22 protein-coding genes and 1 pseudogene are annotated in these 22,543 nt (G+C 66.2%); 19 read left to right on the top strand and 4 right to left on the bottom strand.

The features are described from left to right. Nucleotides 1-3 precede the first annotated feature (3 nt). From tolR to ftsH, 7 genes and pseudogenes are all read left to right on the top strand, one after another. Nucleotides 4-435: pseudogene (gene tolR / locus VL752_RS13695) on the top strand (protein TolR); the annotation flags it as partial. A 181-nt stretch (nt 436-616) separates the two neighbouring features. Next, nucleotides 617-1,822, top strand: a complete 1,206-nt coding sequence (locus VL752_RS13690) for an energy transducer TonB (RefSeq protein WP_325356157.1) — start codon at nt 617-619, stop codon at nt 1,820-1,822. Between the two features lie 19 nt (nt 1,823-1,841). Next, entirely contained in the window at nt 1,842-3,233 is a 1,392-nt protein-coding gene (gene tolB, locus VL752_RS13685; RefSeq protein WP_325356155.1) for a Tol-Pal system beta propeller repeat protein TolB, read from the top strand. A 192-nt stretch (nt 3,234-3,425) separates the two neighbouring features. Continuing rightward, a complete protein-coding gene (gene pal, locus VL752_RS13680; RefSeq protein WP_325356153.1) occupies nt 3,426-3,935 on the top strand; it encodes a peptidoglycan-associated lipoprotein Pal in 510 nt (169 codons plus the stop codon). Between the two features lie 209 nt (nt 3,936-4,144). Beyond that, nucleotides 4,145-5,011 (top strand): tetratricopeptide repeat protein, encoded by an 867-nt coding sequence (locus VL752_RS13675; RefSeq protein WP_325356151.1) that lies wholly within the window; start codon nt 4,145-4,147, stop codon nt 5,009-5,011. Between the two features lie 62 nt (nt 5,012-5,073). Next, nucleotides 5,074-6,372 (top strand): tRNA lysidine(34) synthetase TilS, encoded by a 1,299-nt coding sequence (gene tilS / locus VL752_RS13670; RefSeq protein WP_325356149.1) that lies wholly within the window; start codon nt 5,074-5,076, stop codon nt 6,370-6,372. A gap of 142 nt (nt 6,373-6,514) precedes the next feature. Beyond that, nucleotides 6,515-8,455 carry an ATP-dependent zinc metalloprotease FtsH gene (ftsH, locus tag VL752_RS13665; protein ID WP_325356147.1) on the top strand — a complete coding sequence of 647 codons (1,941 nt, stop codon included), beginning with the start codon at nt 6,515-6,517 and terminating at the stop codon, nt 8,453-8,455. 58 nt (nt 8,456-8,513) lie between these two features. Here ftsH and VL752_RS13660 read toward each other — a convergent pair whose 3' ends face one another. Beyond that, complete coding sequence (locus VL752_RS13660) at nt 8,514-9,251, bottom strand: SDR family NAD(P)-dependent oxidoreductase (RefSeq protein ID WP_325356146.1); 738 nt, start codon at nt 9,249-9,251, stop codon at nt 8,514-8,516. Nucleotides 9,252-9,392: 141 nt separating this feature from the next. Between VL752_RS13660 and folP the strand changes: the two genes are divergently transcribed. From folP to VL752_RS13625, 7 genes are all read left to right on the top strand, one after another. After that, nucleotides 9,393-10,262: a dihydropteroate synthase gene (gene folP, locus VL752_RS13655; RefSeq protein ID WP_325356144.1), complete on the top strand. Its 870-nt coding sequence runs from the start codon at nt 9,393-9,395 to the stop codon at nt 10,260-10,262. A 28-nt stretch (nt 10,263-10,290) separates the two neighbouring features. After that, nucleotides 10,291-10,551, top strand: coding sequence for a type II toxin-antitoxin system Phd/YefM family antitoxin (locus VL752_RS13650; protein WP_325356142.1), 261 nt, complete (start codon nt 10,291-10,293; stop codon nt 10,549-10,551). Nucleotides 10,552-10,559: 8 nt separating this feature from the next. After that, complete coding sequence (locus VL752_RS13645; RefSeq protein ID WP_325356140.1) at nt 10,560-10,988, top strand: type II toxin-antitoxin system VapC family toxin; 429 nt, start codon at nt 10,560-10,562, stop codon at nt 10,986-10,988. Between the two features lie 81 nt (nt 10,989-11,069). Continuing rightward, on the top strand, nt 11,070-12,467 hold the full coding sequence (gene glmM, locus VL752_RS13640; protein ID WP_325356138.1) for a phosphoglucosamine mutase: 1,398 nt from the start codon (nt 11,070-11,072) through the stop codon (nt 12,465-12,467). Then, nucleotides 12,467-13,291, top strand: coding sequence for a bifunctional hydroxymethylpyrimidine kinase/phosphomethylpyrimidine kinase (gene thiD / locus VL752_RS13635; protein ID WP_325356136.1), 825 nt, complete (start codon nt 12,467-12,469; stop codon nt 13,289-13,291). The genes glmM and thiD overlap by 1 nt, the downstream gene beginning before the upstream one ends. Continuing rightward, entirely contained in the window at nt 13,288-14,370 is a 1,083-nt protein-coding gene (locus tag VL752_RS13630) for an acyltransferase family protein (protein WP_325356134.1), read from the top strand. Before thiD ends, VL752_RS13630 begins: the two co-directional genes overlap by 4 nt. Before the next feature lie 31 nt (nt 14,371-14,401). Further along, on the top strand, nt 14,402-15,127 hold the full coding sequence (locus VL752_RS13625) for a DUF1223 domain-containing protein (RefSeq protein ID WP_325356132.1): 726 nt from the start codon (nt 14,402-14,404) through the stop codon (nt 15,125-15,127). Here VL752_RS13625 and VL752_RS13620 read toward each other — a convergent pair. The 3 genes from VL752_RS13620 to VL752_RS13610 all read right to left on the bottom strand — a co-directional run bounded on the left by VL752_RS13620 (nt 15,113) and on the right by VL752_RS13610 (nt 16,761). Next, entirely contained in the window at nt 15,113-15,457 is a 345-nt protein-coding gene (locus VL752_RS13620; protein WP_408863126.1) for a DUF6314 family protein, read from the bottom strand. The genes VL752_RS13625 and VL752_RS13620 overlap by 15 nt on opposite strands. Nucleotides 15,458-15,536: 79 nt before the next feature. Next, the gene (locus VL752_RS13615; RefSeq protein WP_325356128.1) at nt 15,537-16,181 is read right to left on the bottom strand and encodes an NrsF family protein; all 645 of its coding nucleotides are present in this window, start codon (nt 16,179-16,181) and stop codon (nt 15,537-15,539) included. Beyond that, nucleotides 16,174-16,761 carry a sigma-70 family RNA polymerase sigma factor gene (locus VL752_RS13610; RefSeq protein WP_325356126.1) on the bottom strand — a complete coding sequence of 196 codons (588 nt, stop codon included), beginning with the start codon at nt 16,759-16,761 and terminating at the stop codon, nt 16,174-16,176. Before VL752_RS13610 ends, VL752_RS13615 begins: the two co-directional genes overlap by 8 nt. Nucleotides 16,762-16,974: 213 nt before the next feature. On the opposite strand from VL752_RS13610, the gene VL752_RS13605 reads away from it, so the two are divergent. From VL752_RS13605 to VL752_RS13585, 5 genes are all read left to right on the top strand, one after another. Next, the gene (locus VL752_RS13605; RefSeq protein WP_325356124.1) at nt 16,975-18,159 is read left to right on the top strand and encodes a phosphoserine transaminase; all 1,185 of its coding nucleotides are present in this window, start codon (nt 16,975-16,977) and stop codon (nt 18,157-18,159) included. Nucleotides 18,160-18,164: 5 nt separating this feature from the next. Next, nucleotides 18,165-19,754: a phosphoglycerate dehydrogenase gene (gene serA, locus VL752_RS13600; protein WP_325356122.1), complete on the top strand. Its 1,590-nt coding sequence runs from the start codon at nt 18,165-18,167 to the stop codon at nt 19,752-19,754. A 23-nt stretch (nt 19,755-19,777) separates the two neighbouring features. Continuing rightward, a complete protein-coding gene (locus tag VL752_RS13595) occupies nt 19,778-19,921 on the top strand; it encodes a hypothetical protein (RefSeq protein WP_325356120.1) in 144 nt (47 codons plus the stop codon). A gap of 142 nt (nt 19,922-20,063) precedes the next feature. Next, entirely contained in the window at nt 20,064-21,119 is a 1,056-nt protein-coding gene (locus VL752_RS13590) for an NAD(P)-dependent alcohol dehydrogenase (RefSeq protein WP_325356118.1), read from the top strand. Nucleotides 21,120-21,463: 344 nt separating this feature from the next. Further along, nucleotides 21,464-22,528 carry a glycosyl hydrolase family 8 gene (locus VL752_RS13585; RefSeq protein WP_325356116.1) on the top strand — a complete coding sequence of 355 codons (1,065 nt, stop codon included), beginning with the start codon at nt 21,464-21,466 and terminating at the stop codon, nt 22,526-22,528. The last annotated feature ends 15 nt before the right edge of the window (nt 22,529-22,543 follow it).

Below are 22,543 nucleotides of genomic sequence, written 5' to 3'. Positions count from 1 at the left end.
GCCATGGGCACTGTCGGCGGAGGCCGCAACGGCCGTGGGCGCTATCGCCCCATGGCGGAGATCAACGTCACCCCTCTGGTCGACGTCATGCTGGTGCTGCTCATCATCTTCATGGTGACAGCGCCTCTCATGACCTCGGGCGTTACCGTCGATCTGCCCAAGACCAGCGCCAACCCGGTCAATACCGACGCGACACCCATCACCATCTCGATCAATGCCGAGGGCAAAGTCTTTGTCGGCAATGATGCGGTGCAGATCGGCGACCTCGTGTCCAAGCTGCAGACCGTGACCAATGGCCAGACCGACCGTCGCATCTTCGTGCGCGGCGACCAGAGCGTCTCCTACGGTCAGATCATGCAGGTCATGGGCACGATCGTCACCGGCGGCTTCTCCAAAGTGGCGCTTCTCGCTCAGCAGCCGAATGCACCCGCGCCGGGCAGCAGCGGCGCGGGCACGACCACGGGCTCCACGGGCGCATCCGGCGCCGGCGGCACAGCCACGGGAACTTCCGCCACCAGCGGCCAATAGGCCGCCGGGGCGCGGCCAACCGGCACATCATGGATCACGTCTTGTCTCGATTTAGCCTGCTTTACCGCGATGACCGGGGGCCCCGGGCATGAACCCGCCGATGCGCCGGGCGGCCACCGCCTCCGCCGTTTTTCATCTGCTGCTGCTCGCGGCGCTGATCATCTCGCTGCCGTCGCGGCAGCCGAAGGAACTGCCCGACCTCGCGGCGGTTTCGGTCGACTTCGTCGGCCCGACCGATCAGGTCCGTCAATCCGACCAGACCGGCAAGACGGCGGCGCCCGCGAAAACCGCGACCACCGTCGAAGCGCCCAAGGCGACCGAGACGCCGACTCCGCAGCCCTTGAGCGACGCGCCGCCGCCGCCGCCACCACCACCGCCGCCGCCATCCGAAACGCCGGCGACCCAGCCGCCGGTGCCGACCCCGCCGCCCCCGGCCCCGGCGCCGCCGGCGCCGCAGACACCCGAAACCCCGACGCCCCCGGCGCCGGCGCCGACACCCGCGACCCCCGCGCCGCCGCCGCCGATGCCGCAGACCGTGCCGACGCCGAATGCCGAGCCTCTGCCGCCGCCCCCGCCGCCGCAGCCGACTCCACCCAAGGAGCCGTCTCCGCCCAAGCCGGAGCAGAAGCCGACGCCCGCGAAACCGGCGCCGCCGAAGGCGCAGCCGACGCCGCAGACCGAGCAGAAGCCGGCGCCGCCGTCCAAAACGGAGAAGCCGACGCCGCCCTCGCCGCAGACCACGGCCGAAGCGACCCCGGCTCTGCCGATGCCGCCACCGCCCGCGCCGCCCGCGCCCCCCGCGCCGGTGAGCCCGACGACGCAGCCGCATCCGACGCCGAATGCGACTGCGATGAGCCAGACCGTGCTCAACACGCTCGACAAGCTGCGCTCGATGAAACTCGACCAGCAGAAGCCGACCTCGCGCTATAATCCGCAGCAAGGGGGTGCCCCTGATGCGGGCGGCCAGCGCAATGGCGACGCGACCTCTCGCCTGACGGCCGCCCAGCGCGGCGCGATCGGCGACAAGGTCCGCGCCTGCTGGACGATCGACAGCGGCGCCCAAGGCGTGCAGCAGATGTCGGTGATCCTGAAAGTCACCACGGACGCGACCGGCACGGCCCGTCTGGCCCAAGTGGCGCCTGCTGATCAGGCGCGCGTCAATGCCGATCCGGTGCTGCGCGCTTTTGCTGAACGGGCGGTGCGAGCGGTGCTGGATTATCGCTGCTCAGCCTTGCCTTTGCCGCCTTCGCTCTTAGGTGCGGCCCAGACCTTCACCTTTCGGTTCAGACCGTGACACGGAAGCAGAAACAAGAATGACTGATAACTTTCGTCTTCTCGCTGACAACGACGACGCGGCACCGAGCGTGCCGGGGCTGATCCGCAGGATCAGCCGCCGCGGCATGATCGGCACGACGCTCGCGACCGCGCTCGCCACCCCGGCCTTCGCGCAGAGCGCCCCGGCTCCGGCCCCTAGCGGCGGCGACGGGGCCGCGGGCTCCGCGGTGATCGATGTCAACCGCGCCCGAACGGCGCCGATCCCGATCGCGATTCCGCCCTTCGCCGGCGGCACCAGCGTCGGCAATCTCGTGAGCGTGATCACGAACGACCTCAGCAACTGCGGTCTTTTCCGAATCGTCGACGCCTCCGGGGTGGGTGCCACCCCGGCCGGCGGCGCACCCGATTTCGGTGCCTGGAAGGGCACCGGCGCCCAGGCGCTCGTCACCGGCAGCGTGACGCAGAGCGGTGACCAGTTGCGCGTCGAATTCCGCCTCTGGGACATTCTGCCCGGCACCCAGCTGCAGGGCACGGCCTACACCACCTCGGCCTCCAACTGGCGCCGCATCGCGCATATCATCGCGGACGTGGTCTACCAGCGCCTGCTCGGCGAGAAGGGCTATTTCGATACCCGCGTCGCCTATATCTCGACAACTGGCCCCAACAGCAATCCGACCAAGCGGCTTGCCATCATGGATCAGGATGGCGCCAATAACCGCTACCTGACGGATGGCAGCTGGACCGCGCTCGGCCCCCGCTTCAGCCCGACGCGCGACCAGCTCGCCTTCATCAGCTATGTGAACAAGATCGTCCGGGTCTATCTCTTCGACCTCGGCAGCGGACAGCGCTCGCTGGTCGGCAATTTCCGTACCATGACCTTCTCGCCGCGCTTCGCGCCGGACGGCAACAGCATCATCATGTCGCTCTATCAGAACGGCGGCTCGAACATCATCACCTGCTCGCTCACCGGCGGCAACGTGCGCACGCTGACCAATTCGGGGTCGATCGACGCCAATCCCTGCTACAGCCCGGATGGCAGCCAGATCGTTTTTGAGTCGGATCGAGGTGGCGACCAGCAGCTCTATGTGATGAACGCCGACGGCTCCAACGTCCGCCGCATCAGTTTCGGGTCCGGTCGCTATGCCGATCCGATCTGGTCGCCGCGCGGCGATCTGATCGCCTTTACCCGCCTCGGCAGCGACTTCGCGGTCGGCGTCATGGCGCCGGACGGCTCGGGCGAACGCATCCTTTCCGAAAGTTTCGATGTCGAAAGCCCGACCTTCTGCCCCAATGGACGTGTCATCATGTTCCAGCGCGGCAGCGGCACGGGCGCCCGTCTCGTGACCATCGATATCACCGGCTTCAACGAGCAGGCGATCCAGACGCCGACGAGCGCCTCGGACCCCGCCTGGTCGCCCCTACTTTCCTAGAACTGTGTCATTTTATGCACGGGGGGCTGCAATTCCCTGGATTGCCCTTACGTTACTTGACCAGTAACCGTGGCTAGCTGTAAGCGCCGTTTGCCTGCTGATTCCTAGTCCACAGGTTGAATTTCTGGTTGACTACCTTTTTTCGATGCATCGGTTTTTATCAACACGAACCCCTTTAGGGACACGATCGAAATGAACATCAAGATGCTCGGCGCCTTCGCCGCCGTTGCTTTGCTTGCTGCTTGCGCCAAGCCTGCCGCAACCGGCATGGCGAGCGGCGCGGGCGCGACCGTCACCTCGGGCCCGGCAGCTGGCAGCGAGGAAGACCTGGTCGCGAATGTTGGTGACCGCGTCTTCTACGGTTTCAACAAGACCAACCTCTCGCCGGACGCCACCGCCACGCTGTCCAAGCAGGCCGGCTGGCTGCAGAAGTTCCCGCAGGTTTCCGTCCTCGTCGCCGGCAACTGCGATCCGCGCGGCACCGAGGAATACAACCTCGCCCTTGGCCAGCGCCGCGCCGATGCCGCGCGTGACTTCCTGGTCGCCCAGGGCGTGGACGGCTCGCGCATCCAGACGATCAGCTACGGCAAGGATCGCCCGATTGCACAGGGCAATGACGAGTCGGCCTGGTCCCAGGACCGCAACGCCATCACCTCCGTGCAGGGCCACAACCCGCAGGAAGGCATGGGCGCTTCGTCCTAGTCTCTTCGCCAAGACCTCCGGCCGCGATCTGCGGCCGGAACAGGAGTGGCGGGCAAGCCTCTTGCCCGCCATTTTTTATGGGACCGCTCTATCCAGCTGGTCCCCCGGCTCTTCCGCGATGACAATCTTTTGGTAAGCCTGTCATCATGACGCGCGCCGGTCGCAGTGCTAGAAGCGCCCGTTGATCCGCCCTGGAGATGTGTCCCCTCATGAAGAAGACCTTGCTGGCCGGGCTCTCAGCGAGCGCCCTTTGCCTCCTCCTCCTGTCCGGCCCCGCCCGCGCGCAGGACGCGTCGGTGACGAGCCGCGAAGGCATCGCGCTGCAGAACCAGATCCTCTCGCTTCAGAATCAGATGCAGCAGCTGCAGGCGTCGGTCCAGCAGGTGCAGGCCAATGGCGGCGGGGGCGGCGGCGGCCGGGCGCCAGCCGAGAACGGTTCCAACGGCGATCTCACTGCCCAGCTCCTGCAACGGGTGGGCACGCTCGAGCAGCAGGTGCGCGACCTCACCGGCCAGTTGCAGCAGTTACAGAACCAGGTGAATACCCAGAACGCCCAGCTCAACAAGCAGCTCGGCGACATCACCTTCCAGATGCAGAACGGCGGCGCAGCCCCGGGCGCGGCTCCCGCCGCGCCTGCCAGCGAGGCCCCACCTCCGGGCCCGGCCAAGCCCGCGGCCGGCGCCGTGGCAGCAGCAACACCGGAAGCTTTGATGCAGCAGGGCGTGCTCGCGCTCCATCAAGGCAACTTCAAAACCTCTGAAGGGGTTGCGCGCGAGATTCTGGCCAAGCATCGCACCTCGCCGCGCGCCTATGACGCGCAATTCCTGCTCGCCCAGTCACTTCAGGGCCAGCAGCGCTACCAGGAGGCGGCGCTCGCCTTCGACGACACCTACAATATGAACCACAAGGGCAGCAAAGCGCCGAGCGCCCTCCTCGGCCTCGCCACGACACTTTCGGCCATCAACCAAAAGGCTGCCGCCTGCGACACGCTGAAGACACTGCACACGCAGTTCCCGAAGCCGCCGAGCTACCTCGTGCAGCCCATCGCTTCGGCCCATAAGAAGCTCGGCTGCTGATCGCGGCAGCGCCCGGCCCCCATCCGCCGCGGCCGGTAACGGCCGCGGAATTCGCGGTCGCCATGGCGCCGCTCGGCCCGTTCGGCCGGTCACCGCATCTGGGCCTCGCGGTTTCCGGCGGGGCTGACAGTCTCTGTCTCGCGCTGCTGGCCCTGGCCTGGGTGCAGACTCAAGGCGGCGCAGCCGAAGCCTTCATCGTCGATCACGGGCTCCGTCCCGAGTCTAGGGTCGAGGCGCTGGCGACTGCCGGGCGCCTCGCCTCCATGGGCCTTCCTTCCCGTATCCTGACCCTGGCGGGTCTCGACCCAGGCTCTGGCATGTCCGAACGCGCCCGGGCCGCCCGTTACGGGGCGCTGCAGGCAGCATGCCACCGGGCCGGCATCCTGGACCTGCTGCTCGGCCATCATGCGGCCGACCAGGCAGAGACCCTCCTCATGCGGCATTTGCGCGGCAGCGGCCCGGACGGGCGCGCCGGCATGGCGCCGCTCATGGAGACGGCGGGGCTCCGGCTGCTTCGGCCTCTCCTCGGCTTCCCCCCAGGACGGCTGCGCGCGACGCTCGCGGCCGCGGGCCTCACCTGGGCAGAGGACCCGACTAACCAGGACCCGCATTATACCCGGGCGCGGCTACGGAAGCTGCGGGCCGACGCGGCGGGGAGTGGCCCGGCGACCCGGGCACTCGTCGCGGCCGCGGCGCTTCATGCCAGGGACCGTGCGGCGCGAGAGGCCGAAACCGCCGCTTGGCTCGCCCGTCATGCGGTGATCCGGCCGGAAGGCTTCGCCCTTCTGCCGGACGGGGTCTGGCCGCCCACTGCCCTCAGCGCCCTGCTTCGGCTGATCGCAGGCAGTCCGTATCCGCCCGAGCCTGCCACGGTGGCGGCCGTCGCGGCCGAACCTTCTGCTGCGATCGGGCGGGGCCTGTCGCTTCACGGTGTGCTGCTGCGCCCGGCCGGGCGACTGGGTCCTGGATTCCTGCTCAGCCGGGAGAGCGCGGCCCTGGCGCTTCCCGTGCCGGCCCGCGCCGGCGCGGTCTGGGACGGGCGTTTCCGCCGCCCTGCCGACATGCCTGACCTGCCGGGGGAATGGGTCGGCGCTCTCGGCCCGGTGCCGAAGGCGCTCCGCGCCCGGACCGATCTGCCGGCCCTGGTGATGGGAACACTGCCCGCCTTTCGCAATGATGACGGGCGGATCCTCGCTGTTCCAGCTCTCAACTGGCCTGATCCGGACAGGGTCGCCGCGCGCCGTCTGCTTTTCTCGCCTGCCGGCCCGGCGGCGCCTTCTTTTGTGGCGCCGGGCATGACAGTCGCGTCAATCCGAGATGGGGCCCGGGATGTGCTGGCCGAAAAGACTTCCTATCTTTAAGGTGACAACGCGGAATATTATGCGCTGAGGTCTTGCCTTCGGGGGGAGGCTTCTGGATGCTCCTCCCGCTTCGCTCCGCTTGATGAGGGAGAAGGGTGCGGGTGCCTAGTGCCTGTATGCCGGTTAGGAACTGGATGAAGTAATGAGCAATTTCGGTCGCAACCTCGCCCTCTGGGTGATTATCGCACTGCTGCTGGTGGTGCTCTTCAGCCTTTTCCAGCCTGGCGGACTACGAGGCACCAGCAACACCTCGAACGTCACGCAGATGGCCTATTCCGAATTCCTGGGCCAGGTGAAGCAGGGCAATGTCAAAGACGTCGTCATCCAGGACCGCAATATCAGCGGTGACCTGAAGGACGGCCGCGCCTTCGAAACCTACACGCCGAACGATCCCTCGCTCGTGCAGACGCTGACGGCCAAGAACGTCGAAATCGTCGCGAAACCAGCCGACAGCGATAGCAACCCGCTGCTCCACTACCTGCTCTCCTGGTTCCCGATGCTGCTTTTCGTCGGCGTCTGGATCTTCTTCCTGCGCCAGATGCAGTCGGGCGGCGGCCGCGCCATGGGCTTCGGAAAGTCGCGCGCCAGGCTGCTGACCGAAAAGCAGGGCCGCGTCACCTTCGAGGACGTGGCCGGCATCGAGGAAGCCAAGACCGAACTCAACGAGGTCGTGGAATTCCTCAAGGACCCGCAGAAGTTCCAGCGGCTCGGCGGTAAAATCCCCAAGGGCGTGCTGCTCGTCGGTCCCCCGGGCACCGGCAAGACGCTGCTCGCCCGTGCCATCGCCGGCGAGGCCAACGTGCCCTTCTTCACGATTTCGGGTTCCGACTTCGTCGAGATGTTCGTGGGCGTCGGCGCCAGCCGCGTGCGTGACATGTTCGAGCAGGGCAAAAAGAATGCCCCCTGCATCATCTTCATCGACGAAATCGACGCCGTCGGCCGGCATCGCGGTGCGGGCCTCGGCGGCGGCAATGACGAGCGTGAGCAGACCCTCAACCAGCTACTCGTGGAGATGGATGGGTTCGAGAGCAATGAGGGCGTCATCCTCATCGCCGCCACCAACCGGCCGGACGTGCTGGACGCGGCGCTGCTGCGCCCCGGGCGCTTCGACCGTCAGGTCGTGGTGCCCAACCCGGATGTGAACGGCCGCGAGCGCATCCTGCGCGTGCATATGCGCAAGGTTCCGCTGGCCGCCGACGTCGACCCCAAGACCATCGCGCGCGGCACGCCCGGCTTCTCCGGCGCCGATCTCGCCAACCTCGTCAACGAGGGTGCGCTGCTCGCCGCCCGCCGCGGCAAGCGTGTCGTCTCCATGGCCGAGTTTGAGGATGCCAAGGACAAGGTCATGATGGGTGCGGAGCGCCGCTCCCTGGTCATGAGCGAGGACGAGAAGAAGATGACCGCCTATCACGAGGCGGGGCATGCCCTCTGCGCCATGCTGGAGCCGGAATGCGACCCGGTTCACAAGGCGACGATCATTCCGCGCGGCCGGGCGCTTGGCCTCGTCATGAGCCTGCCGGAAGGTGACCGCTATTCCAAGAGCAAGTCCAAGCTGCTGGGCGAACTCACCATGGCCATGGGCGGCCGTGCGGCGGAAGAGATCATCTTCGGAGCCGACAAGGTCTCCAACGGTGCCGCTGGCGACATCAAGATGGCGACCGACCAGTCCCGCCGGATGATCACGGAATGGGGCATGAGCGACAAGCTCGGCATGATCGCCTATGGCGATAATGGGCAGGAGCTTTTCCTCGGCCACTCCGTGACCCAGCACAAGAACGTCTCGGAAGCGACCGCCCGTGAGATCGACACCGAAATCAAGTCGATCATCGATGCGGCCTATAACAAGGCGCGGACGCTGCTGACCGAGAATATCGGCGCGCTGCATGCGATTGCCCGGGCGCTGCTCGAATTCGAGACGCTCTCCGGAGATGAGGTTCGCGGCGTGCTGCGCGGCGAGCCCATTGTGCGCAAGCCGGTCGAGGATGTGGTGCCGCCGGAAAATCGGCGCGCCTCGGTCCCAGCTTCGGGCCGGCCCGTGCCGCCGCTGCCCGGCGGTATCGGCCCCTCGCCCAACCCCGCGTAAAGGTCCGACTCATCAAAAAAACCCCCGGTCTCAGGACCGGGGGTTTTTTATGTGAGGCTTACACGTGCTGGCCGCCATTGATGTGGACTTCCGAGCCATTCACGTAGGAGGAGGCGCCACTGCAGAGGAAATAGATGGTTTCGGCCACTTCCCTGGGCGTGCCGAGACGGCGCATGGGCACCTCCGCCGCCACCAGTTGGTCGGTGCCTTCGGAGAGGATGGACGTGCTGATCTCCCCTGGCGCGATGGCATTCGCCCGCACGCCCCTTCCGCCAAACTCATGCGCCATCTCCCGCGTCAGCGCGGCGAGCCCCGCCTTGGCCGCGGCATAGGCGACGCCCGCGAAAGGATGCACCCGCGATCCGGCGATGGAGGTGACGTTGACGATTGAGCCCTCGGCCCGCTCCAGCTCCGGCATCAGGGCGCGGGCGAGCAGCGCCGTCGAAATCAGGTTGACGTTGAGTACCTTCGTCCAGAGAGCGGCATCGGTCTTGAGCACGCCGAGCCGATCGCCGTCCGGCCCTTTCGGCGAGATGCCGGCATTGTTCACCAGCGCATGCAGCCTGCCATCCTGAAGGCGCGAGCGCACCTCGGCCGCCAGGTCTTCGATGCCTTGAAGATTTTCAAGATCGGCCTGGATGTGGCTGTCCTTCGCGCCGGGCCAGCCGCAAAGGTCCGAGGGATAACGTGACACGGTGAGCAGCCGCCACTGCCGCTCCTGAAACAGCTTTACGGTAGCATGGCCGATGCCACGGCTCGCCCCCGTAAGCAGCAGAACCGGTTTTGCCTCAGACATCCTTGGTCTCCTGGAGATCGCCGCGGGCCATGAACACCGAACGGGCGCTTGATGGCCGCGCGTGCTTCGCATGATATCCGGCTGGCGAAGGCGCGCCACGTCCCCACTGCGCAATTATTGGATATTCCCAAGGAAGTTCCGATGTCCGTCCCCTCCAGCCCCGCCACCCGAACCGTCTGGGCCGGCCTCAGCCTCGACCGGCCGATGGTCATGGGCATCCTGAACCTGACGCCGGACAGTTTCAGCGATGGCGGCCGGCACGCGGGCCACCACGCCGCCATTGCCGCCGGCGAGGCCATGCTGGCGGCCGGGGCAGATATCATCGATATCGGCGGCGAGAGCACGCGGCCGGGCTCGCTGCCCGTGGATCCGGCGGAGGAGCAGGCGCGGATTCTGCCCGCGATCCAGGCGCTCGCCCAGCGTGGCGCCGTCATCTCCGCCGATACCCGGAACGCCGCGACCATGGCAGCGGCGCTCGATGCCGGCGCCCGCATCATCAACGATGTAACGGCGCTGGCCCACGATCCGGCGGCGCTGCCGCTGGTCGCGAAGCGAGGCGCGCCGGTCGTGCTGATGCATATGCGCGGCACACCGGAAACGATGAACGGCCTCAACGCCTACGAAGATATCGGCCGGGACGTCGCGGCCGAACTTGGCGCCCAGGTCGAAGCAGCACTTGCAGGCGGCGTCGCGCGGGAGGCGATCATAACCGATCCCGGCTTCGGCTTCGCCAAGGTCGGCGCGCAGAACGTCGATCTCATGCGCAATCTCGCCCCCCTCCGGGCACTCGGCTATCCGATGCTCATCGGCCTGTCACGCAAAGGCTTCATCGGCCAGCTGTCAGGCGAGCCCGTAGCGGCCAGGCGCCTCGGCGGGTCACTGGCCGCGGCGCTTTTCGCGCTCACCCAGGGGGCCGCGATCCTGCGCGTGCACGACGTGGCCGAGACGGTGCAGGCGGTGCGGGTGTGGCAGGGGCTGGCAAAAGAAGAGGAACCACCCCGCAATCCATGATAAACCTTCCCCACGAGGAGAGGCCGTCATGGATGTCATTACGGAACGCGATGCCGCCGAGAATATGCAGGCCCTGATCAAGCGTGTGGAGCATGGGGAGGAAGTCACCATCACGCGTGACGGCAAGCCGGTGGCCAAAATTATTCGGGTTGAGAATGACGATCCGCTGCTCGACGTGGAGCGACGAGCGAGACAGAAGGCTGCTGTGGAGGGGATTCGTAACCTCGGCGCTCAAGTACGCCTTGACGGACTAAGCATCAGGCAGTTGATCGAAGAAGGGCGCCGGTAAAGCGCTCCATGGCCTTTGTTGTCGACAATTCGGTGGCAATGTCTTGGTGTTTCGCTGACGAACGCACTGCCTCGACGATGGCGCTTCTTGATCGTGTAATGACGGAACGGGTCATGGCGCCGCCTATTTGGCCCCTTGAAGCAACAAATGTGCTCTTCGTTGCCGAGAGGCGGAGACGCATCACGCGGACACAACGGATTGAATTCCTTGGTTTCCTCCGTGATCTCCCGATCAAGATCGAAGTGGGTCGCGATATTTGGGGAGAACTCAGCACTTGGGGACCCGAACCCCAGCTCTGTGACCGATACGGGCTTACGGCTTACGATGCGTCGTATCTAGCCTTAGCGCTGAAGCATCGCATCCCGCTCGCCACGCGAGACAAGGCTTTGATTGCAGCGGCGAAAGACCAAAATCTCCCCCTTCTCGAAACCCTCTGATACCAGCCCTGAATTGCCTGACCCATCGCGCCTCGCTACACCAATCGCCTCTGGGACTGATTTCACGAGGCGGAAACCATCATGAGCAACGGCACCGAAGGCCAGAAGGCCGCCCCCGCTCGCTCGCTCTTCGGCACGGACGGCATTCGTGGCCGCGCCAATACCCATCCCATGACGGTCGAAACCGCGCTGCGCCTCGGTCAGGCGGCGGGCCTCATGTTCACGCGCGGCAGTCACCGCCATCAGGTGCTCATCGGCAAGGATACCCGCCTCTCTGGCTATATGATCGAGCAGGCGCTGACCGCCGGCTTCCTGTCCGCCGGCATGGATGTCGTGCTCGCCGGCCCGTTGCCGACGCCCGCCATTGCCATGCTGACGCGCAGCCTGCGCGCCGACCTCGGCGTCATGATCTCGGCCTCGCACAATCCCTTCGAGGATAACGGCATCAAGCTCTTCGGCCCGGACGGCGTGAAGCTCTCGGACGAGCATGAGGCGCAGATCGAGACCGAAATGGCGGGCAACCTTGAGCCGCAACTCGCCGGCCCCGAGGCGCTCGGCCGCGCCCGCCGCCTGACTGACGCCGCCGGCCGCTATATCGAAGGCGTCAAGGCGACCTTCCCCCGCGGCCTGCGGCTCGACGGGCTCAAGATCGTGCTCGATTGCGCGAATGGCGCCGCCTATCGCGTGGCGCCCACAGCCCTTTGGGAACTCGGCGCGCAGGTCATCCCGCTCGGGGTTCAGCCTGACGGTTTCAACATCAATCGCGGCTGCGGCTCGACCGTGCCGGACCAGCTCTGCGCAGCGGTGGTGGAGCATGGCGCCGATATCGGCATCGCGCTCGACGGCGATGCCGATCGGTTGATCATGTCAGACGAGCATGGCGAAATCATCGACGGGGACCAGATCCTCGCCCTCATCGCGCGCTCCTGGGCCAAGACAGACCGGCTTGCCGGCAGCGGCATCGTCGCGACCGTCATGTCCAATCTCGGCCTGCAGAAATTCCTGCGCGAGTTGGGGCTCGACCTGCATCGCACCAAGGTGGGGGACCGCTATGTCGCCGAGCGCATGCGCGCACTCGGTATCAACTTGGGTGGCGAGCAATCGGGCCATGTGATCCTGTCCGACTTCTCGACGACCGGAGACGGGTTGGTCGCCGCCCTCCAGGTGCTGGCCGTGCTGGTGCGCCAGGGCCAGCCCGCCTCGGAAGTCTGTCGCGTCTTCCGCCCGTCGCCCCAGTTGCTGCGCAATGTCCGCTTCAGCGGTCCCTCTCCGCTCGACAATGCCCGGGTCAAGGCCGCGATCGCCGAAGCGGAAGCAGCCCTCGGCCCAGAAGGAAGGCTGCTCATCCGCCCCTCCGGCACCGAGCCGCTGATCCGCGTCATGGCGGAAGCAGATGACGATCAGCTCATCGCCCGCATCGTGGCCGAACTCTGCGAAGTCATCGCCGATGTCGCTCGCATGCCGGAGACCGCGGCCTGATGGCCATGGGCCGCGTGCTGGTGATCGCGGGTTCGGATAGCGGCGGCGGCGCCGGTATCCAGGCCGACATCAAATCCGTCATGGCCATGGGCGGCTTCGCGACCACGGCGCTCGCGGCGCTCACCGCGCAAAACACGCGCGGTGTCACGGGCGTTCACGTCGTGCCGCCGGATTTCCTGCGCGCCCAGATCGACGCGGTGATGGAGGATATCGGCGCTGACGCGGTGAAAACCGGCATGCTGCCCGATACCGCCAGCATCGAGATCGTGGCCGATTTTCTGGACCGGCAATCCCCGCGCCTGTCCTTCGTCATGGATCCGGTCATGGTGGCAACCAGTGGGGACCGGCTGCAGTCCGAAGAGGCACTCGCTGCACTCCGCCGCCGGCTGCTGCCGCGCGCGACCGTCATCACCCCAAATATCCCGGAAGCCGAACTCCTGCTCGGACGCCGGATCGTCGACGAGGCCGGCCAGCGCGAGGCCGCGCGGGCGCTGCTCGAGACCGGCGCACAGGCCGTGCTGGTCAAGGGCGGCCACCTGCCGGGTGTGACCGTCACCGATCTTCTGGCGACGCCCGCGGGTATCGTCGCCATCGGCGGGCCGCGCATCGATTCGACCAGCACCCATGGCACCGGCTGCACGCTGGCTTCCGCCATCGCCGCCGGCCTCGCCCAGGGCATGGCGCTCGAACCGGCCATCCGCCGCGCGCGCGCCTATGTCACGGCGGCCATCGCGGCCGCACCGGGCCTCGGCCACGGCCACGGGCCGCTCGGCCATGGTGTGACAGTGGACCCGGCGCGGATCGCGGCACTCGAGGCCCGTTGAGCGATACGACGGCGGCCCCGCTTCGGCATCAGAACCGGGCGCTGACCTCGATCCGCGGGGTCGCGGCACTCTGGGTCGTGGGCCTGCATCTGCAGTTCGGCCTCAGCCTGCTCGGCTATCGCGAGGGTGGCGCGATCTTCAAACCCGGCTACCTCGCCGTCGACATCTTCTTCATCCTTTCGGGTTTCGTCATCACGGCGGTGCACCGCGATCTCGCGACTGCCACAGACGGCATGGATTTCTTCATCCGCCGCGTCTTTCGCATCTATCCGCTGCATCTCTTCGTGCTGACGCTGCTCCTCGCCCTATGGCTCTGGGAGGTAACGCAGTACGGCAGCCATGATCCGACGGAACAGCTGCGCGATCTGCCGATCGTGGCGCTGCTGCTGCAGCCCTATCTCATCCAAGGTCTGACCTGGAACACGGTAAGCTGGTCGATCGGGGTGGAGATGCTCTGCTACCTGCTCTTCCCCCTGGCCCTGCGTCTGCTTTGCCCGCGGCCGCTGCCGGGCACGCTCCTCCTGCTCGCGGTCGCCTGCCTCTTCGAGCGTCATGCCCATTCCGAAATGGTCTGGGGCTGGCCAGCCATTCAACGCGGCCTCGCGGGTTTCGCCCTCGGCATGGTGTTGCAGCAGGCGAGCAGTCTTTTGCCCCGCCCGTCGGGCCGCGCGGCTGATCTGTTTGGCATCCTCGCTCTTGCCGGCATCGTGTTTGCCCTCTCAACGCATGCCGCTCAGGATGTGCCGCTCTGGGCCGCACTGCTGATCTTCGCCCTCGCGGCCGAGCGCGGGCGGCTCTCCCGAGCTCTGGGTGCCCCTCCGCTCTACTGGCTCGGGCAGATCTCCTTCTCGCTCTATCTGCTCCATCCGACGCTCGCGAGCCTCGCCTTCGCCTTGCTGCCGCCCGCCGCCCTGCATCTCGGCCCGCACGCGACCCCGGTCGTCTGGTCAGCCATTCTGCTTGCCGTCCTGCTCGGCCTCGCGACCGTCACCTGGGCCTTGGTCGAGGAGCCCGCCCGCCGCCTGGGCGGCCGCCTCGCTCGCCGCGCACGTAACCAGGCGCTCGCCGGGCACGAATAGCCCGGCAGAACAATCCAAACGGAATCCGGCCATGGGATGGATCACGCGCCTACTGGGGGGAGCCACGGTGCTCGGTGGCCTCTCCTTGCCCTTCGCGATGGCGACGGCCGCCTCGATCGATCAGCCGCTGGTGCTGGAACTCTTCACATCGGAGGGCTGCTCGTCCTGCCCGCCGGCGGATGCCTACGCGGCGGAGCTTGCCCGCACCCGCCCTGATCTTCTCGTGCTCGATTTTCATGTCGATTACTGGAACGCGCTTGGCTGGCACGATCCCTTCTCACTTGCTGCCGCCACCGCACGGCAACAGCGCTATGCTGGCCTGCTGCAGACCGAGCTCTACACGCCGCAGCTTGTCGTGGGCGGCACTGCACAGGCCATCGGATCGGCGCGGGCGGAGGTGCAATCGGCCATTACCCAGGCCGAGGCCGGCCGGCAGGCGCGGCCCCATGTGGCGCTCGCCCTCAGCCGGCAGAATGGCCAGATCCGGATCACCGTGGGCAGCGGAGCGGGCACGGCACAGCTCTGGCTCGTAGGCTATGACACGGCGCACCGCACGCCGATCGGACGGGGCGAGAATGCTGGGCTGACCGAGACCGAGGCGGACATCGTCCGCTCCATCCGGCCGGTGGCAAACTGGTCCGGCGGGCCGCTCGGCCTCGCGGTCGCGCCCCCGGCGGGAGAGCGCGCCGCGATCCTGCTCCAGAGCACCGATGGAACGATCCTTGCCGCCGCCGTGCTGCCCTCAGCCGCGTCTTAGAAACAGCGAGGAAATCACGAGATCCTTGCGCGGCCCGGTGATGCGCCAGGACAGCCACCAGCGATGCGGCGACACGAAGCGGTAGCGGCCGCGATAGAGATCGGGCGCGCAATCATGCGAGACATCAGCCCGTGTCCCCTCCAAACGCGCTTCGTGGAAAAAGCGTCCGTCGGGAAACAGAACGCGAAAACCCGTCTCGGTCATGTCGTACCGATAGGCGCGCCGCGCCTCGGTCCGCATGCTACCCAGAGTCAGCATTCCCCGCTCCTCGAAGGCGAGCATGCCCGGCGCCTCGAGGGTGAAGCGCGCCTCGCCCTCGAGTCGTCCCATCTCGCCGCGCTTCCTGTCCCGCATGCGGCGGATCAGACGCCATTCACCCTGGAAGACGTGGCTCAGCCCGGCCTGCATGTTACCGAAACAACCAGTTGGCGCAGAGGCGATTGGCGCCGATGACGATCACCACCGACGCGACATGGGCGACCAGATCGGACAACGATCCGTCATAAGCGTGGAAAAAATTGAGAAGGGTGGCCGCAGCCCCGGCGGCAGCCAAGCCAGCCAACGCCGCCGTCAGAGTGGGACGCAGCGGAAACGTCCGGCGCAGCAAGACGGCCAGCAGCGCCGACAGCGGCAGCGAGACCAGAACGATGAAAGCGAAGGCATATTCGGCCGCGACCATGCTGGCATCCTGAAAGCCCGGCAGGCGCCAGGTATGGGCAAAGCCCATGCCGCCTTCCACGATCCACCATGCAACCGCGGGCAGCGGCAGCAGCGCCCAACGCGGGCTTCGCCCCGGCATGCCGGTCATGACAGCCGCAATCACCGCCAAAATTGCCGTCAGCGCCGAGCTGAGGGCCGCGAGCCACATATACGGCGCGAGCATCAGGTCCGCCATCATGGCGTGCAGATCGGCTCGGACCGCAAAGAAGTCAGCGAACAGGGCCACGGTCACAAGCCATATGAGCACAAGCCGCGTGGGCCGCACCCGCCGCACGGGCTTCAGGTCGCGCGAGAGGTCAGCGATCAGCCGCTCGTGCGGCAGGCGCTCAGACATCTTCACCCTCCCCGTCCCGCGGGGCGCCACCCATGCGTGCGCGCAGCGCCTTCAGCGCGCGATGCAGATTGACCTTCAACGCTGTCTTCGATCGACCGGTTTCGGCGGCCGCCTCCTCCAATGTCTGGCCCGATAGGCCGAGCCGTTCCGCCGCCTGGCGCTGGCCCGGCGGCAAGGTTTCGATTTGGGCACGCAACGCTTGCGCCTGTTCCTCCCGATCGAGCCCGGCCGTAGCGTCCTCATCCCCACCCGGGTGGTTCTCATAGGCGAGCGGATCATGTACCTCCCGGCTCGATTGCCTGCCGTGGCGACGCAAGCCGTCGATCGCCCGGCGCTGCGCGATGGCGCGTAGCCAGGGCAGGAAAGGCCGCGCAGGATCGTAGGTGGCGCGTGCCCTATGAATGGTGATCAGTACCTCCTGCACCACATCGTCCACCTGATCGGGAAACACGCCCTGCCGACGCGCGACGGCGGCGATCACCGGCACGCATTCCTTCAACAAGCGCTGGTAGCTGGCCGCATCGCCACGCTGCGCCGCGGCCATCAGGCCGGCGAGCCGCTCTTCGCCCTCCGCAGTCATCGGGGCGTCACCTCGGGCGGTGGCTGGGCAGGATCATGCGCATACCCTAACCCGCGGCTTTCCAGCCCGATAGTCCGCCAGACCCGTGACATCTTCTTCGATGCAAGCCAGCCCCCGGTTACGGAGATTGCGGAGTTTTCGGTGATCCTCTACATGCGACGGCGGGTCACACCCCCCCACCGGGGTGCTTCTCTTCTGAAAGGGAGAGCCAAAATGGCGCTCGTCACCAAGCCGGACATCCGTCCGCAGAATCCCAATTTCTCATCCGGCCCCTGTGCCAAACGCCCCGGCTTCACGCTGGATGCGCTGTCCGGCGCCATGCTCGGCCGCAGCCATCGCGCGAAGGAGCCGAAGGCACGCATCGCCGAGGTCCTCACCCGCTCCCGCGATATTCTCGGCATGCCGGAAGGCTGGAAACTCGGCATCGTGCCGGCATCGGATACCGGCGCCGTGGAAATGGCGCTGTGGTCCATGCTTGGCGCCCGTCCGGTGGACGTGCTCGCCCATGAGAGCTTCTCCGAAGGCTGGGCGACCGATGTCGTGAAGCAGCTCAAACTCGCGGATGCCCGCGTGCTCAGCGCCGAATACGGCAAACTACCCGACCTTGCCGCCGTCGACCGCAGGCACGACCTGGTCCTCGCCTGGAATGGCACGACCTCCGGCGTTTGCTTTGCCAATGGCGATTTCATCCCGGCAGGCCGCGAAGGCCTCGTCATTTGCGACGCGACCTCGGCCGCCTTCGCGATGGCCCTGCCCTGGGACAAGCTCGATGTCGTCACCTGGTCCTGGCAGAAGGTGCTGGGCGGAGAAGCGGCCCATGGCATGCTCGCCCTCTCGCCCCGCGCCGTGGCCCGGCTGGAAAGCTTCAAGCCCGACCGCCCGCTGCCGAAAATCTTCCGCATGACCAAGGGCGGCAAGCTGATAGACGGCATCTTCCTGGGCGAGACCATCAACACGCCCTCGATGCTCTGCGTGGAAGACGCGCTGGACGGCCTGCGCTGGGCCTCCTCGGTGGGCGGGCTCACCGGCCTCATCGCCCGGAGCCAGGCCAATCTCGCCGCCATCGCCGGATGGGTGGAAGAGAGCGACTGGGCCAGCTTCCTCGCCCAGGACGGGAAAAACCGCTCCTCGACCTCCATCTGTCTCGTGATCTCGGCACCCTGGTTCGCAGCCCTGGATACGGCGACCCAGGCCAAGGCCGCGAAGAAGCTGGCCGGCCTGCTGGATGCCGAAGGTGTCGCCTACGACATCGCCTCCTACCGCGACGCGCCTGCGGGCCTGCGCATCTGGGGCGGCGCGACGGTCGAGACCGCCGACATCGCGGCACTTCTCCCCTGGCTCGACTGGGCCCATGCCCAGGTTGAGACCGAATTTTCGACCCTCACGGCAGCGGAGTGACGCGCATGGCGCCCAAGGTTCTGATTTCCGACAAGCTTTCCCCCGCCGCCATCGAGATTTTTCGCAGCCGCGGTATCGAGACCGATGTGAAGACCGGCCTCTCCCCGGCTGAGCTCCGCGCCATTATCGGCGACTATGAAGGCCTCGCCATCCGTTCCGCCACCAAGGTGACGAAGGAATTGCTGGACGAGACGACCAACCTCAAGGTGGTCGGCCGTGCCGGTATCGGCGTCGACAATGTCGACATCAAGGCCGCCACCACGCGCGGTGTCGTTGTGATGAACACGCCGTTCGGCAATGCCATCACCACCGCCGAGCATGCGATCGCGATGATGTTCGCCCTCGCCCGCCAGCTGCCGGAAGCCTCCACCTCCACCCGCGCCGGCCGCTGGGAGAAGAACCGCTTCATGGGCGTGGAGTTGACGGCCAAAACGCTCGGCATCATCGGCTGCGGCAATATCGGCTCGATCGTCGCCGACCGCGCCGTCGGGCTGAAGATGAAGGTCATCGCCTACGACCCGTTCCTATCGGACAAGCGTGCCGTCGAACTCGGCGTCGAGAAGGTCGAGCTTCCCGAGATCTTCGCCCGCGCCGATTTCATCACGCTGCACACACCGCTGGTCGAGGGCACGCGCTACATCATCAACCGGGATGCGATTTCGGCGATGAAGCCGGGCGTGCGCATCATCAACTGCGCCCGCGGTGGGCTGGTGGACGAAACGGCGCTGCTGGAAGGGTTGCAGTCCGGCAAGGTTGCGGGTGCCGCGCTTGACGTCTTCGAGGTCGAACCAGCGAAGGAGAACCCGCTCTTCGCCCTCGAGAATGTCGTCTGTACGCCGCATCTCGGCGCCTCCACCGCAGAGGCGCAGGAGAATGTGGCGCTGCAGGTGGCCGAGCAAATGAGCGACTATCTGCTGACGGGCGCGGTCGCCAATGCCATCAACATGCCGGCGATTTCGGCGGAGGATGCGCCGCGCGTACGCCCCTACATGGAACTCGCCCGGCGCCTGGGCGAATTCGCGGGGCAGTTGACCCAGGCCAAGGACGGGGTGATCACCCACGTCACCATCGAATACGAGGGCACCGTCTCGCAGCTCAACCACAAGCCGCTGACCGCCGCGGCACTGGCCGGGCTGATGGCGCCGATGATCACCGGCGCCAATATGGTCAATGCCCCGGTCCTCGCGCGTGAGCGCGGGATCGAAGTGACGGAAACGGTGCATGACCGGGTGAGCGAATATCAGACGCTGATCCGCCTCACCATCGCGACCAAGACCAATACCCGCTCTGTCTCCGGCACCCTCTTCGCTGGCTCCAAGCCGCGCCTGGTCGAGATCAAGGGCATTCCGGTCGAGGCTGATTTCGGGCGCCACATGCTCTATGTCACGAACCAGGACAAGCCGGGCTTCATCGGGCGCTTCGGGGATACCCTTGCGGCCGCCGGCCTCAACATAGCGACCTTCCACCTCGGCCGGGCGACCGCGGGCGGAGACGCCATCTGCCTCGTCTCCCTCGACGAGTCAGTGCCGGAAGAAGTGCTGGAGAGCGTGCGCGGCCTGCCGCTTGTCATGCAGGCAACGGCGCTCACTTTCTGAAGGGCGGCAAGACGGGAGCATTCATGGGCGAGAACGGCAATCTCTTCGCGATCATCGTGCTCGTCATCGTCGCCATCGTCATTCTTGGCGGCTGGTTCGCCTTCCCGGCGGTCACGCATTTCATGCAGCAGCAGGATTGCGTGGCGTCCGGCCGCATCAACTGCTGACCCTGCTCCCAAAAGCGTGATGCGCCCGCGTGCTTCCCAAGTGGGCGATCTCCATGGTTAACTGAAGACGTAAAAGGAGCGAGACCGAAGGGTCCCGCTCCTTTTACGTCTGTACCTTTCTCCAAAACACAAGGACGTCCCCATGCTGGAATGTGTCGGTTTCGGCGCGACCTCGGCCTCGACGCCGGTCGCACCCTTTTCCTTCACCCGCCGTGATCCCGGCCCCGATGACGTCGTGATCAAGATCGCCTATTGCGGCGTTTGCCATTCGGACCTGCATCAGGCCCGCAACGAATGGCGCAACACGACCTATCCCTGCGTGCCCGGGCACGAAATCGTGGGTCACGTGACGGCGGTGGGCGCCAATGTCACCCGTTTCAAGGAAGGCGACCAGGCCGGCGTCGGCTGCATGGTCGGCTCCTGCCGGACCTGCTCGGCCTGCCGCGAAGGCCTCGAACAGTATTGCGAAGTTGGCTTCAACGGCACCTATAACGGTGTCGATCCGGTCATCGGCGGCCCGACCTTCGGCGGGTATTCCGACCGGATCGTCGTCGACCAGCATTTTGTCCTGAGCATTCCGAAGGGCATGGACCTGGCCGCGACCGCCCCGTTGCTCTGCGCCGGCATCACGACCTATTCCCCTCTCCGTCATTGGAAGGCGGGACCGGGCAAGAAGGTCGGCATCGTCGGTCTCGGCGGGCTCGGCCATATGGGCCTCAAGATCGCCCATGCCATGGGCGCGCATACGGTGCTGTTCACGACGACCCCCGGAAAGACCGAGGATGCCAAGCGCCTCGGCGCCGATGAGGTCGTCATCTCCAAGAATGCCGCGGAGATGGCGAAGCATACGGACAGCTTCGACTTCATCCTCGATACCGTCGCGGCTGACCATCCGATCGACGCCTATCTTGGGCTGCTCAAGCGGGACGCGACGCTGACCCAGGTGGGGGCACCGGAAAATCCCCTCTCCGTCGCCGCCTTCAGCGTGATCTGGCGCCGGCGCAGCTTCGCGGGTTCGCTGATCGGCGGCATCCCGGAAACCCAGGAGATGCTGGATTTCTGCGCCGAGCACGGGCTCACCTCCGATATCGAGATGATCAAGATGGCCGATATCGAGACCGCCTATGCGCGGATGCTGAAGAGCGACGTGAAATACCGCTTCGTGATCGACATGGCCTCGCTCGGCGCGGCGGCCTGACCGGCCGGCGGAGGGCCCGCCCGCGCGCGAGCCCTCCGCCGCCAAAAGATCGCGGCCTCCACAACCAAACGGCCCCTTGCCGCGTATCGAATGATACGCCGGATGCGTGATGCCCGATCGATCAACGGGTAAGCCTATTGGTCGGCGACGTTTGGATTAGCTTTGAATCATTTGCCCCATTTCGTGTTAGCTAGGATATCCAGGGCCGCCGAAGAGATTAGGGAGATGAGGGAGTTGGGGCTGCGTCTTTACCCCTGGTTCGAACGGGACCACGCGAGAATGACAGGGCTGGCCGCCGGTCGGCTCCGGCTGCCTGTGCCTGCCGTCGATTGGACCGCGCGCGGATGATTTTTTCCCGAAGGGCCGTGCTGGCCGGGCTGCCGGCGGCGGCCGGGCTTGGCCTCTCCACGGTGCGGTGCGCCGAGGCGGCTCAAGCCTCTTTCGCGGCAACCGACCCCGACTGGCTCTCCTTCAAGCAGCGGTTCATCTCGCCCGAGGGACGAGTCATCGATACCGGCAACAATAACATCTCCCATTCCGAAGGGCAGAGCTACGGCATGCTCTTCGCACTGACCTTCGACGACCGCGCTACCTTCGACCGCGTGAATCAATGGACGGCTGCGAACCTGAAGCGGCCGACGGACGCCCTGCATATCTGGCGCTGGCTGCCGAACCGGAAGGATCACACACCGGACCAGAACAATGCGACGGATGGTGACCTTGTCATCGCCATGGCGCTCGCCCGTGCGACGGATCGGTGGGGCGCGCCGGAATACAGGGCCAGCGCCGTCGCCATTGCCGCGGATATCCGCAACAAGCTCATTGCCAATGCCGGCAGCCGCCTTGCTCTCTTGCCGGGACTAAACGGTTTCGTTGGCAAAGCCGCGCTCACCGTCAACCTGTCCTATTACAATTTCGTCGCCTTCCGGGAGCTGGGTGCAATTGATGCCTCCCCATTATGGGAGGTGCTGTCGCTCGACGGTCTGGCCCTGGTCCAAGCAGCCCGCTTCGGCCGCTGGCTGCTGCCGCCCGACTGGCTTTCCGTGCCGAAGAACGCAGGCGCGCTCGGCATCGCGGCCGGTTGGCCGCCGCTCTGCTCCTACGATGCTATTCGCGTTCCCCTGAATCTGGTCTGGGCGCAGGCGCTGTCGCCGGATATCGCCGCCTCCTTCACGAATTACTGGACAACCGCGGCCTCCTACCAGCCGGCCTGGGCCAATCTGCGGACCAATACCGTTTCGGAGTATGCCGCTGCTGGCGGGATGGTTGCCGTAAGGGCAATAACGACCGCAGCGTCACCTCAATTAGGGCTACCCGTCTTGCCCTCGGTAGCCGAATGTGTGGACTACTATTCATCTGCATTAACCATATTGGCGCGCATTGCCTGGGTCGAAAGTCATGGTGGCTAAACCTAAAGGATCATG

Source organism: Acidisoma sp. (genome assembly GCF_035492295.1).
Taxonomy (GTDB): Bacteria; Pseudomonadota; Alphaproteobacteria; order Acetobacterales; family Acetobacteraceae; genus Acidisoma.
The sequence above is the reverse complement of the archived record's forward strand: the minus strand, read 5'-3'. Positions and strand labels throughout refer to the sequence as shown.

Coding starts and splice junctions, on each gene's coding strand:
- VL752_RS13690 (WP_325356157.1), top strand. CDS start 617: ATGAACCCGCCGATGCGCCGGGCGGCCACCGCCTCCGCCGTTTTTCAT.
- tolB (WP_325356155.1), top strand. CDS start 1,842: ATGACTGATAACTTTCGTCTTCTCGCTGACAACGACGACGCGGCACCG.
- pal (WP_325356153.1), top strand. CDS start 3,426: ATGAACATCAAGATGCTCGGCGCCTTCGCCGCCGTTGCTTTGCTTGCT.
- VL752_RS13675 (WP_325356151.1), top strand. CDS start 4,145: ATGAAGAAGACCTTGCTGGCCGGGCTCTCAGCGAGCGCCCTTTGCCTC.
- tilS (WP_325356149.1), top strand. CDS start 5,074: ATGGCGCCGCTCGGCCCGTTCGGCCGGTCACCGCATCTGGGCCTCGCG.
- ftsH (WP_325356147.1), top strand. CDS start 6,515: ATGAGCAATTTCGGTCGCAACCTCGCCCTCTGGGTGATTATCGCACTG.
- VL752_RS13660 (WP_325356146.1), bottom strand. CDS start 9,251: ATGTCTGAGGCAAAACCGGTTCTGCTGCTTACGGGGGCGAGCCGTGGC.
- folP (WP_325356144.1), top strand. CDS start 9,393: ATGTCCGTCCCCTCCAGCCCCGCCACCCGAACCGTCTGGGCCGGCCTC.
- VL752_RS13650 (WP_325356142.1), top strand. CDS start 10,291: ATGGATGTCATTACGGAACGCGATGCCGCCGAGAATATGCAGGCCCTG.
- VL752_RS13645 (WP_325356140.1), top strand. CDS start 10,560: ATGGCCTTTGTTGTCGACAATTCGGTGGCAATGTCTTGGTGTTTCGCT.
- glmM (WP_325356138.1), top strand. CDS start 11,070: ATGAGCAACGGCACCGAAGGCCAGAAGGCCGCCCCCGCTCGCTCGCTC.
- thiD (WP_325356136.1), top strand. CDS start 12,467: ATGGCCATGGGCCGCGTGCTGGTGATCGCGGGTTCGGATAGCGGCGGC.
- VL752_RS13625 (WP_325356132.1), top strand. CDS start 14,402: ATGGGATGGATCACGCGCCTACTGGGGGGAGCCACGGTGCTCGGTGGC.
- VL752_RS13620 (WP_408863126.1), bottom strand. CDS start 15,457: ATGGGACGACTCGAGGGCGAGGCGCGCTTCACCCTCGAGGCGCCGGGC.
- VL752_RS13615 (WP_325356128.1), bottom strand. CDS start 16,181: ATGTCTGAGCGCCTGCCGCACGAGCGGCTGATCGCTGACCTCTCGCGC.
- VL752_RS13610 (WP_325356126.1), bottom strand. CDS start 16,761: ATGACTGCGGAGGGCGAAGAGCGGCTCGCCGGCCTGATGGCCGCGGCG.
- VL752_RS13605 (WP_325356124.1), top strand. CDS start 16,975: ATGGCGCTCGTCACCAAGCCGGACATCCGTCCGCAGAATCCCAATTTC.
- serA (WP_325356122.1), top strand. CDS start 18,165: ATGGCGCCCAAGGTTCTGATTTCCGACAAGCTTTCCCCCGCCGCCATC.
- VL752_RS13595 (WP_325356120.1), top strand. CDS start 19,778: ATGGGCGAGAACGGCAATCTCTTCGCGATCATCGTGCTCGTCATCGTC.
- VL752_RS13590 (WP_325356118.1), top strand. CDS start 20,064: ATGCTGGAATGTGTCGGTTTCGGCGCGACCTCGGCCTCGACGCCGGTC.
- VL752_RS13585 (WP_325356116.1), top strand. CDS start 21,464: ATGATTTTTTCCCGAAGGGCCGTGCTGGCCGGGCTGCCGGCGGCGGCC.